The organism is Rhodococcus sp. IEGM 1408 (genome assembly GCF_033142235.1).
In the GTDB taxonomy this organism is placed as follows: Bacteria; Actinomycetota; Actinomycetes; order Mycobacteriales; family Mycobacteriaceae; genus Dietzia.
In genome coordinates this window covers 187,855-201,585 of record NZ_JAWLRW010000002.1, presented here as the reverse complement: position 1 = coordinate 201,585, position 13,731 = coordinate 187,855, and the positions used below count along the sequence as shown (strand labels likewise).

14 protein-coding genes and 4 tRNA genes are annotated in these 13,731 nt (G+C 70.2%); 8 read left to right on the top strand and 10 right to left on the bottom strand.

Annotation, left to right across the window (positions count from 1 at the left end):
- Window positions 1-57: 57 nt before the first annotated feature.
- From msrB to R4P08_RS03755, 4 genes are all read right to left on the bottom strand, one after another.
- Window positions 58-498 carry a peptide-methionine (R)-S-oxide reductase MsrB gene (gene msrB, locus R4P08_RS03770; RefSeq protein ID WP_317812425.1) on the bottom strand — a complete coding sequence of 147 codons (441 nt, stop codon included), beginning with the start codon at window positions 496-498 and terminating at the stop codon, window positions 58-60.
- A 9-nt stretch (window positions 499-507) separates the two neighbouring features.
- Window positions 508-1,704, bottom strand: coding sequence for a glycosyltransferase family 87 protein (locus R4P08_RS03765; protein ID WP_317812424.1), 1,197 nt, complete (start codon window positions 1,702-1,704; stop codon window positions 508-510).
- A gap of 104 nt (window positions 1,705-1,808) precedes the next feature.
- The gene (locus R4P08_RS03760) at window positions 1,809-3,320 is read right to left on the bottom strand and encodes an alpha/beta hydrolase (protein WP_317812423.1); all 1,512 of its coding nucleotides are present in this window, start codon (window positions 3,318-3,320) and stop codon (window positions 1,809-1,811) included.
- Entirely contained in the window at window positions 3,317-4,063 is a 747-nt protein-coding gene (locus R4P08_RS03755; RefSeq protein ID WP_317812422.1) for a dihydrofolate reductase family protein, read from the bottom strand. The genes R4P08_RS03760 and R4P08_RS03755 overlap by 4 nt, the downstream gene beginning before the upstream one ends.
- A gap of 50 nt (window positions 4,064-4,113) precedes the next feature.
- Between R4P08_RS03755 and zapE the strand changes: the two genes are divergently transcribed.
- The gene (gene zapE, locus R4P08_RS03750; RefSeq protein ID WP_317812421.1) at window positions 4,114-5,136 is read left to right on the top strand and encodes a cell division protein ZapE; all 1,023 of its coding nucleotides are present in this window, start codon (window positions 4,114-4,116) and stop codon (window positions 5,134-5,136) included.
- 60 nt (window positions 5,137-5,196) lie between these two features.
- Here zapE and R4P08_RS03745 read toward each other — a convergent pair whose 3' ends face one another.
- On the bottom strand, window positions 5,197-5,427 hold the full coding sequence (locus tag R4P08_RS03745; RefSeq protein WP_317812420.1) for a hypothetical protein: 231 nt from the start codon (window positions 5,425-5,427) through the stop codon (window positions 5,197-5,199).
- Window positions 5,428-5,486: 59 nt separating this feature from the next.
- Entirely contained in the window at window positions 5,487-6,029 is a 543-nt protein-coding gene (locus R4P08_RS03740; protein ID WP_317812419.1) for a GNAT family N-acetyltransferase, read from the bottom strand.
- A 352-nt stretch (window positions 6,030-6,381) separates the two neighbouring features.
- Here R4P08_RS03740 and R4P08_RS03735 point away from each other — a divergent pair, with 352 nt between their 5' ends.
- A complete protein-coding gene (locus tag R4P08_RS03735; RefSeq protein ID WP_317812418.1) occupies window positions 6,382-6,624 on the top strand; it encodes a phosphopantetheine-binding protein in 243 nt (80 codons plus the stop codon).
- Window positions 6,625-6,730: 106 nt separating this feature from the next.
- Window positions 6,731-7,780 (top strand): glycosyltransferase family 1 protein, encoded by a 1,050-nt coding sequence (locus R4P08_RS03730; protein ID WP_317812417.1) that lies wholly within the window; start codon window positions 6,731-6,733, stop codon window positions 7,778-7,780.
- A gap of 159 nt (window positions 7,781-7,939) precedes the next feature.
- Here the strand turns inward: R4P08_RS03730 and R4P08_RS03725 are convergent.
- From R4P08_RS03725 to R4P08_RS03715, 3 genes are all read right to left on the bottom strand, one after another.
- Window positions 7,940-8,014, bottom strand: a tRNA-Val gene (locus R4P08_RS03725).
- 28 nt (window positions 8,015-8,042) lie between these two features.
- Window positions 8,043-8,116: transfer RNA gene (locus tag R4P08_RS03720), tRNA-Cys, on the bottom strand.
- A gap of 49 nt (window positions 8,117-8,165) precedes the next feature.
- Window positions 8,166-8,237: transfer RNA gene (locus tag R4P08_RS03715), tRNA-Gly, on the bottom strand.
- Between the two features lie 208 nt (window positions 8,238-8,445).
- Between R4P08_RS03715 and R4P08_RS03710 the strand changes: the two genes are divergently transcribed.
- Window positions 8,446-8,517: transfer RNA gene (locus R4P08_RS03710), tRNA-Val, on the top strand.
- Between the two features lie 82 nt (window positions 8,518-8,599).
- On the opposite strand, the gene R4P08_RS03705 is transcribed toward R4P08_RS03710, so the two are convergent.
- Window positions 8,600-9,262, bottom strand: coding sequence for a DsbA family oxidoreductase (locus tag R4P08_RS03705; RefSeq protein WP_317812416.1), 663 nt, complete (start codon window positions 9,260-9,262; stop codon window positions 8,600-8,602).
- A gap of 159 nt (window positions 9,263-9,421) precedes the next feature.
- On the opposite strand from R4P08_RS03705, the gene thrS reads away from it, so the two are divergent.
- The 4 genes from thrS (at window position 9,422) to R4P08_RS03685 (ending at window position 13,727) form a co-directional block, all read left to right on the top strand.
- The gene (gene thrS / locus R4P08_RS03700; RefSeq protein ID WP_317812709.1) at window positions 9,422-11,506 is read left to right on the top strand and encodes a threonine--tRNA ligase; all 2,085 of its coding nucleotides are present in this window, start codon (window positions 9,422-9,424) and stop codon (window positions 11,504-11,506) included.
- A gap of 86 nt (window positions 11,507-11,592) precedes the next feature.
- A complete protein-coding gene (locus R4P08_RS03695) occupies window positions 11,593-12,162 on the top strand; it encodes an HIT domain-containing protein (protein ID WP_317812708.1) in 570 nt (189 codons plus the stop codon).
- Window positions 12,163-12,177: 15 nt separating this feature from the next.
- Window positions 12,178-12,822: a phosphatidylinositol phosphate synthase gene (gene pgsA, locus R4P08_RS03690; protein ID WP_411741150.1), complete on the top strand. Its 645-nt coding sequence runs from the start codon at window positions 12,178-12,180 to the stop codon at window positions 12,820-12,822.
- Window positions 12,819-13,727: a phosphatidylinositol mannoside acyltransferase gene (locus R4P08_RS03685; RefSeq protein ID WP_317812414.1), complete on the top strand. Its 909-nt coding sequence runs from the start codon at window positions 12,819-12,821 to the stop codon at window positions 13,725-13,727. Before pgsA ends, R4P08_RS03685 begins: the two co-directional genes overlap by 4 nt.
- Window positions 13,728-13,731 lie beyond the last annotated feature (4 nt).

Here is a 13,731-nt window from a genome sequence, read left to right as displayed (position 1 = left end):
GGTCGGCCCTCTCTCTGGCTTGGTGCGTTCGCTCCTGTGCGGGCTCGTCCCGCGGGCTCAGTCCTGCTTGGGCTCGAGCGTCAGGCTCAGGGAGTTTATGCAGTAGCGCAGGTCGGTCGGGTTGGGGTAGCCCTCGCCGGAGAAGAGGTGGCCCAGGTGACCGTGGCAGTTGGCGCAGATCACCTCGGTGCGGGTCATCCCGAGGGAGGTGTCGGTGCGCTCGATGATGGCGTCACCCGCCAGCGGGGTGAAGAAGGAGGGCCAGCCGCAGTCGGACTCGAACTTGCCGTCGCTGCGGAACAGCTCCGCACCACACCCGCGGCAGCGGTAGACGCCCTCGGTGGTGGTGAGGTTGTACTCGCCGGTGTGCGGCCGCTCGGTACCGGCCCGGCGCAGGACCTGGTACTCCTCGGGGGTCAGCTTGCGCCGCCACTCGGCGTCGTCCAGGTTGAACTGCGGTTGCGGTGTGCTGGTGGGGGATTCGGTGCTCTTGCTCATGCCCGCAGGCTACGCCGCGGCGGCGGCCGGTGCGATCCGCTCGTTGCGCCGGGGGTCGGTGCGCCGCCACAGCAGGACCGCGAGCACGGTGGACAGTAGGAGCAGCCAGCCGAGGGTCGGGTGGGCGAACTCGAGCAGCCGCCCGTAGTACGGCCAGCGGGCTGACTCCCAGAAGTCCAGGGTGAAGAAGGCGTAGGCGGCGAGCCAGGCCGGCCAGTTGCGGACCAGCGATCTGTCCAGCACCACCGTCAGCATGATCGGGATCAGCATCATCGAGTAGTACATCTGCCCGAGGGTGGAGACCAGGAAGACGCCGGTGAGGACGACCCCCGAGGTGGTCGCCAGCCAGAGGGCCTCGTGGTTGTGCCGGTAGTCCATCAGCAGCCACACCGCGACGAGCGTGGCCACGACCACCAGGATCCGCGCGACCAGGACGAGCGGCTCGGGCACGCCGTAGTAGAGGCCGAGGCCGGCGATGGAACTGTTGTAGTAGTCCCGGACCTCGCTCATGTAGGGCAGCGTGGTGTGGAGGTACTCACCGGCGTCCACGGTGAGCGCCCAGCCGGCCGCCATCGCCGCGGCGGGGATCGCGGCCGTGGCCACGAAGGGCTGCCACTGCCTGCGGATCAGGGGGAGGATCAGCAGCGGCGCCAGCATCGGCTTGATGGCCAGGGAGAGCCCCATGGCCACGCCCGCCCACCAGAGTTGCCGGCGGTGCAGCAGGTACAGGAACGCCGCCTGGCACAGGAAGATCACGCCGTTGACGTTGGTGAAGACCAGGGTGTTGGTGACGGCCTCGGTACAGAAGGCCGCCAGGAGGATCGCCGGGGCCGCAAAAGAGCGGACGTCCAGGTCGAACAACCTCATGAGCAGCCACAACGCGCCGATGATCGCGGCCGTGTTGAGGATGATGAAAAGCCACCGCGCCGCGGTGTAGTGGTCGATCATCCCGAACGGGGCCAGGAGGAAGGTGCCGCTGGGGGCGTAGAGGTAGTGCGGCTGCACGGTCAGCAGGTTCTCGCTGTACACGGGCTCGCCGGCGAGGAAATGCCTGGTCGCCGTGTACACGGTGCCGAAGTCGTTGGTGATGGACCCGTTGACGGCCTTGATGAGGACGCGGTGGATCACGGTCATGATCGCCAGCGGCCACAGGACGTGGGCGAGCAGGCGGGGCACGGAGCTCGTGCTTCGGGAGGGCAGCGGCACGCATCGCAGGGTACCGCCCGCGGTGTGGTCGCCGACGGAGGCTCTCCGGCCCGTTCCGCCGGCTGCGCCCTCGTACCCGCGCTACCTCCCGCCCTTCTGCCCGGTCAGGAGGGGCAGGCGCCGGACCGCTCGGCGGCGGCGGGGTCGTCGAGGAAGGACGCGAGGGCGGTGCGGGCGCAGTCGGAGTGCAGGACGACGCGGGATCCCGGGGCGCCCCAGGTCACGGTCCGGACGTCCCCGGCCCCGGCGGCGGTGAGCATCCCGGCGATCGGTTCCATCGCGGCGGCGCCGGCAACCGGGTCGGCGATCCCGCCCAGGACCAGGACGGGGGCGGGCCCGGGGAGTTCGACGGGGGACGGGCCGGGGACGGGCCAGGTAGAACACGCCGACAGCTGCGCGGCCAGGATCTCCCCGAAGGGCTGGTCGTCCGACCACTCCTCCATCAGCTCGGGTACGCGGTTCACCGGCACCCGCCGGGACAGGTCGCTGCATCCCGCCACGTACGGCAACGACGAGCTGAGGAGCTCCTCGGCGCGGGTGCGGACCGAGGGCGGGACCTCGTCGGCGCCTGCGGCCACCAGGTCGCCGAGGATCACGTCCCCTCGTGACGCCGCTGTGGCCGACGCGCCGGACAGGTCCGCGAGGGCGGACCGGATGACATCGGAGAGCAGCGCGGCCGGTACCGGGGATCCGGGTTCCCGGGCCCCGGAGAGGGCCCGCGTGACGGCGCGGACCTTCTCCTCGGCGTCCCCCGGCCCGCATTCGGTGCGGGTGCACGACGCCGCCCACATGCGGAGCGCGGCATCCGAGCCGTCGAGCGCGGTTCTGGTCGCGGCCTCCTGATCGCCACCCGCGGGGGCGGGGGAGTCCAGGACCAGGAGCGATACCCGGCCCGGATGCGTGCCCGCGAAGCGTAGGGCCGTGCGGGCGCCCTCGCCGATCCCCAGCACCGCGAGCCCGGGCACGTCCCACGTCTGCCGTAGCTCCTCGAGGTCCTCCGCGGCGCCGGGAGCGCCGAAGTCGAGCTCCCGGCCGGAGAGCTGGTCCGTGCAGGACTGGGCGGTGTCGGCCAGGTCGCCCCGGAGTTCCGGGGAGCCGGGGTCCGCGCCGCGGTCGGCGAGCCCGTCGAGGGTCCGACGCGCCGCGAAGGTCAGGCACGAGCCGGCCGGTCCGGTCTGCCCGCGGTGGTCCACGATCACGACGGGACGGGCACCGGTGATCTCCGTTCCGGCCTGGGCGAGTCGGACCGCGAGGTCGTCGGGGGCGGTGTCAGGACCGGCGACGACGACGAGGGGAGCGGCATCGTCCGGGGTACCGGACACGGTGAGCCGGAGTACCGGGGTCTCGCTGAGCAGCGAACACTCGACGAGCGCGCCCTCCGGCAGCCCGCGGGTGCGACCGTCCGCGCAGCGCTCCCAGTCGAGCTCGGCCTGCGGCGCGACCCATTCGGGCGCGTCGACGAGCTCGCTCCCCGTCCCCGATCCGGAGGAGCGACCGGGTCCGTCCCCGGTTGCGAGCCGGGGTCCCGTCGCGGGAAGCGGCGCACACCCGGCGGCCGCCACGCCCACGACCGACAGGACCGCGCCGACAGCCCGCGTGACGCGTCGCCGGTTCACCTCTCACCGCCGCCGCCGACGACCCAGCGCGTGTACAGGCCGCCCCGGGGACAGGTGAACGCCGCGGCGACCCGCATCGGAACGCGGGCGGCGCGGCCGGAGGCGAGCGGCGAGTCGTCGCCCCCGATGATGACCTCGGGGGCCAGCGTCAGGACCAGCTCGTCGACCGCGCCGCCGGCGAGCAGGGTCCCGAGCAGCTGTGGGCCGCCCTCGAAGTCCACCTCGTCGGCGCCGAGGTGGACCGCCAGGCAGCGGATCGAGGCACCGAGCGGACCCGGCTGGAGCACGTGCACGGTGACCCCACGCGCCCGCGCGGCGGCGAGACGATCGGCGCCCACGTCGGGCGCTGCCGCGATCCGGACGCGGTCCCCGGTGCCGGCGCAGAGTTGGATCAGCCGGTCGGGCAGCGACCGGGTGAGCACGACGACCACAGGGGCCGGCCCGGAGCGCCTGTCCGCCCAGACCGGGCTCACCCCGGCCGGGCCGTAGCCCTCGGCCAGCGCGGTCCCGGAGCCCACCAGTACGAGGTCCGCCCGGGCCCGCATCGCGTCGTAGACCAGGCGGTCGGTCGGGGTCCCCAGGCCCCCGCTGCGGCCGTCGACGGTGGTGGTCCCGTCGATCGAGGAGATCATGACGGCCCGTATCCGGGGCGGCGCGAGCCCGGGATCCGGCTCGAGCGCCGCCCAGATCGACTCGAGAGCCGCCGGGTCGTCGCCGAGCTCGGGGGGTCGGGTCGAACGCACCTGGGACTCCTTCCGTTCTGACGGCTGTCGCCCCACGATAGGCTGAGGTCATGGTCTCTCGCCTCGTTGACGTCACCCCGGTGGTCCCCGCCGATCAACTCGTGGCACAGATGGTGCCTCCGTCGATGTTCGACGACGTGAGCTTCGACTCCTATATACCGGACTCATCACAGCCCTCGCAGGCCGCCGCGGTCACGGCGTGCCGCGCGTTCGCGGAGGACGTGGTGGCCCAGCGTGCCCCCAAGAAGGGACTGTTCGGCCGCCGGTCCAAGGCCGTCCACGGGACGGGGATCTATCTCGACGGCGGGTTCGGTGTGGGGAAGACGCACCTGTTGACCTCGATCTATCACCGGTGTCCTGAGCCCAAGGCCTTCGGCACGTTCGTGGAGTTGACGCACGTGGTGGGCGCCCTCGGCTTCAACCGCGCGGTGGAGGAACTGTCCGGACACTCGGTGCTGTGCATCGACGAGTTCGAGCTCGACGACCCGGGGGACACGATGCTCGTCTCCCGGCTGCTCGCCGAGCTCACCACCGCGGGGGTCAGCGTGGCCGCCACCTCCAACACCCTTCCCGAGCAGCTGGGCGAGGGCCGCTTCGCCGCCAAGGACTTCATGCGGGAGATCCGGAAGATGTCGGGGATCTTCGAGTCGATCCGGGTGGACGGTCCCGACTACCGGCACCGCAACCTGCCGCCGGCGCCGGACCCCATGTCGGACGCGGATCTGGAGGCGGAGGCCGCGACCGAGCCCGGAGCCACCCTCGACGACTTCGAAGCGCTGTGCGAGCACCTGTCCACCCTGCACCCGTCCAAGTACAACCGGCTGGTCGACGGTGTGACCCGGGTATGCCTGCGGGATGTGCAACCCCTGCCCGACCAGTCCATCGCGCTGCGCGTCGTGGTGCTGGCGGACCGCCTCTACGACGCGGGGATCCCCGTGCGCAATTCCGGGGCGAAGCTCGACGCCATCTTCACCGAGGAGATGATCTCCGGCGGCTACCGCAAGAAATACCTGCGGGCGACCTCCCGTCTCCTCGCGTTGTCGCGCTTCGAGACGGTGGGCGGCGGGGACTAGGAGCCTAGGAGACTAGGGTTCCGCCCCAGCACCTCGCACCGGGCGGGTGGTCCCGGGCGTTCAGGTGTGCAGGTGCAGGCTCTCGCCGCTGCGGACGCCGGTGATGACGATTCGTTCTGAGTCGTCACCTCCGCCGAGTACGAGGGTGATCTCGAACGTGTCGGTGCCGGTGCGGCGGAGATCCGCCAGGACCCCTGTGTTGTGCCGGAAGTCCACGACCCGGCCGCGCACATCGTCGAGCCGGGCGTGGTCGACCGTGGTGGAATGCGGGAGCTGATGGATGGTGGACATACCTGCAATGATGGGCGTCCCAGGTCTCGCCAGGGGTACGGAGCGGTACCGAACCGGGATCACCTCGTGGTGACGGGGAGTTCGTAGACCACGTCGACGTTGTCGAACCCGCCCACCTCGAAGATCCGGTTGCCTCTGGGCAGGAATCCGTTCTTGAGATAGAAGGTCCGGGCGCGGCCATTCGCCACGTTCGTGGCGAGCCACAGGCTCTCAACGCCTCGTGTCCGTGCTGTCGACATCACCGCGTCGAGGAGTTGGGCTGCGCCGCCGCCCCCGTGGTGAGCCGGATCCAGATAGAACTTGCTGATCCCCATCGTGGGGCGGCTGGTGATCAGTTCAGCGCAGGAGTCGTCCATCGCCGTGCCGTCGACGAGGAGCGCGTACGCGCAGGTCCGGCCGTCGGATTCGCACCCGACGAGGACGGTGTGCGTCCTGTCGCCGAGGTACCGGCGGAAGGCGACCTCGTCCAGGTGTCGACGCACGAACTCCTCGACAGCGGACCGGCTCAGCTCGGGTGGACACGCCAGCGGGAAGGTCCGGGCCGCGAGGTCCACGAGAGCGGGTACGTCTGTCGGCAGCGCTTCACGGATGCGGAGGGTCACCGCGGCCAGGATAGTCGGCCCGTGTAGCGGACGGCCGTGTGCCGTTTCAGTCCGTGGCGCGTCCCTCGGTGTCGAATTCATCACGGAGTGTCGGGTGAGCCCCTCGGGGCCCGGGCGACCGCTGTGCGACTCAGCCGACTCCGTCCGGGTGATTCACACTGCGAGATTCGCTGTTCCCCGCACCGGCGTCCGACAACCACTGAACTGGACGTCCTTTCAGATGCGGGTCTGGGCGCTTTGATCTGCGAATTGCACGATCCTGGCGGTGCCAAATCGCCATTTGATGAGGGATACTTCTCACAGATTCGGGGGGGCGACCGCCAGCGGCGGCTGCAGAGCTCTAGGGGAACCTGTGCAGGAGATCGAGAAACGAGTTCGAGATACCGTGTCGGCGATCCTCGGGGGGACTGTGGACGTCGACGCGATGAAGCCGACCGACGATTTGTTCGGTGCGGGGATGACATCCCACCAGACCGTGCAGGTCATGCTGGGTATCGAGTACGAATTCGATATCGAGTTCACCGACGGGGATCTGATCGAGTCGACGTTCGCCACCATCGCGTCGATGGTCCGTGCTGTGAGTGCCCGGACGTGAGGTCGGGGGTCAGCGGGACGTCGGCTCGGCGGTCGGAGACGGGAGACCGCTTCACCCTCGGGCCGATCCACGCGATCCGCTGTCCAGGGGCTGAGGGCGACAGTCGATGACGGACACGAGTTCCGGCAGCGTGGTCTGGGGCGCTCTCGCCCTGAGGCCGGGTGGTGCCGGGGTGCAGACCTATCAGCGCGAGCTCATCCGGGCCGCTGTCGGCGCCGGGTCGGGTCGCACCTTCGCCGCCGTGGTCCAGCATGACGTCGTCGACGAGCTCCCTCCGGCGGTCGCACCACTGGGCCGTCCCGTGACGACAGGTGCCCGCCGAGCAGTCTCGGGTTTGCGGCCCGTCCGCCTGGACGGGGTCTTCCACTCCCTCGACGTCGACCTCCCGGTGGGTCAACGGGGCCCCTGCGTGAGCACCGTCCACGACATGTCGGCATTCGACACCCCGTGGGCGTTCGGAGCGGTACGGGCGCGGGCCGGGCGTGCGCTCCTGCGCCGATCGATGAGACGGGCTGATGCAGTGATCGCGGTGTCTGCGTTCACCGCTGATCGCATCCGGGAGCTCACCGGTAGGACCGCGACCGTGACTCCGCTCGCGCCCGCCGGCTGGACGCGGGTACCCGGTCACGATGAGGTCGAGGCCGTTCGCCGGAAATATGACCTTCCCGACCGCTTCGTGCTCCAGTTGGGAACCCTGGAACCAGGCAAGAACCCGCACGTCGTGGCGGAGTCGGCCCGTGACCTCGGGGTGCCGATGGTGCTGGGCGGGGCGGGGACCGACGGCCCGAACCGCCCTCCTGGGAGCCTGGGACTGGGGTTCGTCGACCAGTCCGACGTCCCGGCGCTGTATCGCGCGGCGGATGTCGTGACGTACGCCTCCAGGTATGAGGGGTTCGGACTGCCTCCGGTCGAGGCGATGGCGTGCGGCGGAGTGGTTGCCGCAAGCGGGGTGGGGGGAATTCCCGAATCAGTCGGCGACGGTGCCGTGGTCGTCGGGGGCTACACCGTGGGGTCATGGACGCCGGTCCTCCGGGAGCTCCTGGAGGACCGGGGCCGCAGGGCTGAATTGCGCGCCGAGGCCGCCCGCGTCGTCCGGGCCCGGACCTGGGACGCGGTCGCAGCCGAGACCCTCACGGTCTACGACTCGGTGGGTTGACGAGGTCAGGCGCCCCATCATGCGCGGCGACCTGCGCACTGTCGGCCAGCGCCGGCCCGCTCGTCCCGGGGACGCCGGCCACCCGACGTGAACGACAGATGGAACTCGAGGGAGTGCCGGGAAATGACGAACGCCCCGGCCATTGGCCGGGGCGTCATCTGGTGCGCGATACTGGGATCGAACCAGTGACCTCTTCCGTGTCAGGGAAGCGCTCTCCCGCTGAGCTAATCGCGCGGGTTTCTCCGGCCGGATCGCTCCGGCGTGGAGGTGGAGACGGGAATCGAACCCGTGTTGACGGCTTTGCAGGCCGCTGCCTCACCACTCGGCCACTCCACCGAAAAGGTATCGAGCCTGGTGAGGACGTCCTGGCTCCTCGATTCCTCCGAGCGGATGACGGGATTCGAACCCGCGACCCTCACCTTGGCAAGGTGATGCGCTACCACTGCGCCACATCCGCATCGCTCCCCGGCTCGCTTCTCCGCTCACCGCGTTGCGAGAATGAACATTAGCCGAACCCGAACTCCGAACACAAATCCGGGGTCGGAAACAGCGGTTCACCTGCCCGGACAATGCAGATTGACGGTAGCGGGGAGGGTCGAATTGGGGACCGGGGACGACCTTGATACAGTGTTCCGGTGCCCGGGGCTCGGTCCCCGAAAGCGCGAGGTCCTATAGCTCAGCGGAAGAGCGCTCCGTTCACACCGGAGAGGTCACTGGTTCGAACCCAGTTAGGACCACAACAAGAAGCGATCCCCTCCCGGAGACCCGGGAGGGGATCGTCGTATCCGTGGCCGGCGGGTGGGCTGTCAGCCCTGCCGGTCAGCCCTGCGTGGCGCCGTGGGCCTGCGCGAGCGCCTGGTCGAAGACCTCCACGGGCTGCGCCCCGCTCACGGCGAATCTGCCGTCGAAGACGAAGAACGGCACGCCCTTCACCCCGATCCCGCGCGCGGTCTCGACGTCCACGCGGACGCGGTCGGTGAATTCGTCCCCGGCCAGGACCCGGTCCACGTCCTCGGCGGGGATCCCGGCTCCGACACCGATCCGCCGGAGCACCGCCGGGTCGGAGATCTCCAGGCCGTCCGTGAAGTGGGCCCTGCGCACCGCCTCGTCCACCTCGTCGGACTTCCCGTGGTCGGCGGCCAGGGCCGCCAGTCGGTGCGCGTCGAAGGTCGAGCAGACCTTGGCCGAACGCCAGTCGAACTCCAAACCGAGCTCGCTGAACCGCGCGGCCATCTGCTCCTGACCGGCCTCCGCCTCCGCCAGCGGCATGCCGTACTTGCGCGACAGCATCTGGGCGCTGGACTCGGCGGGGGAGTCGTCGTGGTGGCGCGGCGCGGCGGGATCGAGCTCGTAGGCCCGCCAGACCACGTCCACCTCCGTGTCGGGGTGCTCGGCGCGGAATGACCCCAGGGCGTCCTCGAGGTGGCGTTTGCCGATCCAACAGAACGGGCAGATGACGTCGGACCAGATATCTATGCGCATAGTGGGGACAACGCCCCGCGGTGGACCGGGATTCCATGGGTCGCCGGGTAGCATGAACCGGCCCAGGTCCGTCACCGGACCTCAGAGCGTCATCGCGGGTGACCCGAGGTCACCTGTCGTCAACAGCCGAGGAGATCTCCCCCCGTGTCCGAGAACCGCATGCCGGAAGCCGAAGTCGACGCGACGGGTGCGGGCACCGTGACCACCACGATCCCGGCCGGGGAGCCGGCGGGCAAGATCCTCGCCGAGCGGGAGCTGCAGTCGAAGAGCGGCCCGGAGACCATCGTCGTGGTCCGCGATCCCGAGGGCGGCCTGCGCGACCTGTCGTGGGCTCCGGAGGCCGACACCGAGGTCGAGCTGGTCCGCGCCGACTCCGAGGACGGGCGCTCCGTCATCCGCCACTCCTGCGCCCACGTGCTGGCGCAGGCCGTCCAGGACAAGTTCCCGGAGGCCAAGCTGGGGATCGGTCCGCCGATCACCAACGGCTTCTACTATGACTTCGACGTGACCGAGCCGTTCACGCCCGAGGACCTCAAGGACCTCGAGAAGCGGATGAAGAAGATCATCAAGGCAGGCCAGCGCTTCGCCCGCCGCGAATACGCCTCCCTGGACGAGGCGCGCGCCGAGCTGGCGGGGGAGCCCTACAAGCTCGAGCTGGTCGAGGACAAGGGCCGCGCGGACGCCGGCGATGCCGACGGCGCCGAGGCACTCGAGGACGCCGAGATCATGGAGGTGGGCGCCGGTGCGCTGACCGCCTACGACAACCTCAACCCGCGCACGGGCGAGGTCATCTGGTCGGACCTGTGTCGCGGCCCGCACACGGCCACCACCAAGTTCATCCCTGCGTTCACCCTCACCCGCTCGTCCGCGGCCTACTGGCGCGGCGACCAGAAGAACGCCGGGCTGCAGCGCATCTACGGCACCGCCTGGGAGAGCACCGAGGCGATGGACGCCCACCTCGACCGACTGGCCGAGGCGGAGAAGCGGGACCACCGACGGCTGGGCACGGAGCTGGACCTGTTCAGCTTCCCCGACGAGATCGGCTCCGGTTTCCCGGTGTTCCACCCGCGCGGCGGGATCATCCGCAACGAGATGGAGCAGCACTCCCTCAAGCGCCACCTGTCGGCCGGGTACTCCCTGGTCAACACCCCGCACGTGACCAAGGGCGACCTGTTCCGCAAGTCCCAGCACCTCAGCTGGTACTCGGAGGGGATGTTCCCTCCGATGATCCTCGACGCCGAGTACGACGCGGACGGCAACGAGACCAAGCCCGGGCAGGACTACTACGTCAAGCCCATGAACTGCCCGATGCACAACCTCGTCTTTGACTCCCGCGGACGCTCCTACCGCGAGCTCCCGCTGCGGATGTTCGAGTTCGGCACCGTGTACCGGTACGAGAAGTCCGGCGTGATCCACGGGCTCACCCGCGCCCGCGGCTTCACCCAGGACGACGCCCACATCTACTGCACCGAGGATCAGATGGAGGGCGAGATCGCCTCCGTCCTGTCCTTCATCATCTCGCTGCTGCGCGACTACGGCCTGGACGACTTCTACCTCGAGCTGTCCACCAAGGACCCCCAGAAGTACGTGGGCGACGACGACATGTGGGAACGGGCGACCGAGGTCCTGCGGCGGGTGGCCACCAACTCGGGTCTGGACCTGGTGCCGGACCCGGGCGGGGCGGCGTTCTACGGCCCCAAGGTCTCCGTCCAGGCGCGGGACGCGATCGGCCGCACCTGGCAGATGTCCACGGTGCAGCTCGACTTCAACCTGCCCGAGCTGTTCGACCTCACCTACAACGCCGCGGACGGGACCAAGAAGCGGCCGGTGATGATCCACCGCGCACTCTTCGGCTCCATCGAGCGGTTCTTCGCGGTCCTTCTCGAGCACTACGCGGGACTGTTCCCGGCGTGGCTCGCGCCCGTCCAGGTGGTGGGCATCCCGGTGGCCGAGGCGCACGAGAGGCACCTCGAGGACGTGATCGACGAGCTCCGCGGCCGGGGGATCCGCGCTGAACTCGACGTCTCGGACGAGCGGATGCAGAAAAAGATCCGCAATCACACGACCGGCAAGGTCCCGTTCATGCTGCTGGCCGGCGACCGCGACGTCGAGGCGGGCGCGGTGAGCTTCCGGTTCCCCGACGGCACCCAGCTCAACGGGGTGTCCCGGAACGCGGCGATGGACAAGATCGGCCACTGGATCAACTCGAGGCGCAACGACGTACCGACCGCGGAGCGGGTGTGACGCCCGGCGAGTCCACCCCGACGGAGGAGTACCGCCAGTACGGGGTGGGGGAGGACGGCCTGCAGCTGTTGTGGGCGCCCTACCGCATGTCCTACATCGCCGAGACCCGTCCCGAGCCGGCCGAGGGGATGACCGGGGAGCCCTTCCTCGACATCCCCCGGATGAGCGACGAGGACGGCCTGATGGTGGCCCGGGGCGAGCACGTCTACGTGGTGCTCAACCTGTTCCCGTACAACCCGGGACACTCCATGGTGGTGCCGTACCGCAAGGTGGCGGCCCTGGAGGATCTTGACGACGACGAGTCCCGCGAACTCATGTCCTACACGCAGCACCTGATCCGCGTCGTCAAGGCGGTCTCCCGACCGGACTCGTTCAACGTGGGGCTCAACCTGGGTCCCGCGGCGGGCGGATCGTTGTCCGATCATCTGCACCAGCACGTCGTGCCGCGCTGGATCGGGGACGCCAACTTCATCACCGTGACCAGCGGGACCAAGGTGCTGCCGCAGCTGCTCCGTCAGACACGGCAGCTGCTCGCCGACGCGTGGCCCACCGTGGAGAGCGTGTCCACGCGGGCCACGGAGAACTCGGCGTCCACAAATTCCACGGTGTCCACCACATCCACGGTGCCCACGGCGCCCGGGCCCGACCACACCTGACAAGCGGGGGAACCAATGCTCAGCGAGTTCGGAAGGTCGGGGGTCACCAAGGTGGCACACCCCATCGCTACTCTTCTGGTCCGGTTGGGGGTCACGGCCAACGGGATCACCCTCACCGGACTCGTGCTGACCTGCTCGGCGGCGGTCGCGCTCTTCGGCAACGGTCTCCTGGTGGCCGGCGCGATCGTGATCGCGGCGTGCACACTGCTCGACCTGCTCGACGGCGCGGTCGCCCGCGCGGGTGACGGCGGGTCGCCGTACGGGGCGCTCGTGGACGCCGTGTCCGACCGGGTCGCCGACGGCGTGATCCTCGCCTCCCTGATCTGGTGGCTGGTCGCGGCCGAACCCGACAACAGGTTCGCGCTGGGGCTGTTGCTGGCGTGCCTCGTCCTGTCCCAGGTGGTCTCCTACTCCAAGGCCCGCGCGGACGCCGGTGGGCTCCGCACGCCGGGCGGACTCATGGAGCGGGCCGACCGGCTGGTCCTGATCCTCCTCGGCACCGGACTGGAGGGACTCGGGGTCCCGTGGGCTCTCGAGGTGGCGCTGACCGTCGTGGCGGTGGGCAGCGGGATCACGGTCCTGCAGCGGGTGTGGGGCGGCCGCGCCGACTACCTCGCCGGACTCGCGCGGGTCGACGCCCCGTCGGAGGGGCAGCGATGACCGGGATGGGTGAGCGGGTCTCCGAGCTCGGCTACGCCGCCGGGTGGGCCGTGGTCCGCGCGCTCCCGGAGCCGTTGGCACGCGCGGTCTTCCGCACCGGCGCCGACGTCGCGGCCCGCCGACAGGGCCCGGACTCCCAGCTGCGCAAGAACCTCTCCCGCGTCCTCGGGGTCCCACCCGCCGAGGTCCCCGACGAGCTGATCCGCGATTCCTTCCGGTCCTACGCCCGCTACTGGCGGGAGGCGTTCCGCCTGCCCTCGATGGACCGTGAGGCCGTCGCCCGGGAGATGGACCGGACCATCGAGGGTGTCGAGCACCTCGACGCAGCCCTGGCGCAGGGGCGCGGAGTGGTGGTGGCGCTCCCGCACTCGGCCAACTGGGACCTGGGCGGCACGTGGCTGGCGCGGCGCTACGGCGGGTTCGCCACCGTGGCCGAGCGGCTCCAGCCGGAGTCGCTCTACCAGCGGTTCCTGGACTTCCGGGAAGGGCTGGGCTTCACCATCTATCCGCACAGCGGCGGGCCCACCCCGCCGCTCGAGGCGCTCAGGGGGTTCCTGGCCGGGGGCGGGATCGTCTGCCTGCCGGGGGAGCGGGACCTGCGGCGCACCGGGGTGCCGGTGACCTTCTTCGGCGAGACCACCCGCATGCCCGCCGGGGCGGCCAGGCTCGCGGTGGAGACGGGGGCGCCGTTCCTGGTCGCGCAGTTCTGGTACTCCGATGAGGAGACGATGCGGGTGCGGATCACCCCGCCCATCGACGTCTCCGGCGGGGTCGAGTCGGCGGTGCAGGCCATGGCCGACCTCTTCGCCGAGGGGATCGCCCGCCACCCCGCGGACTGGCACATGCTCCAGCCCCTGTGGCTCGACGACCTCTCCGCCGACCGTCGCGCGCGGATCGAGGGCTGATCGG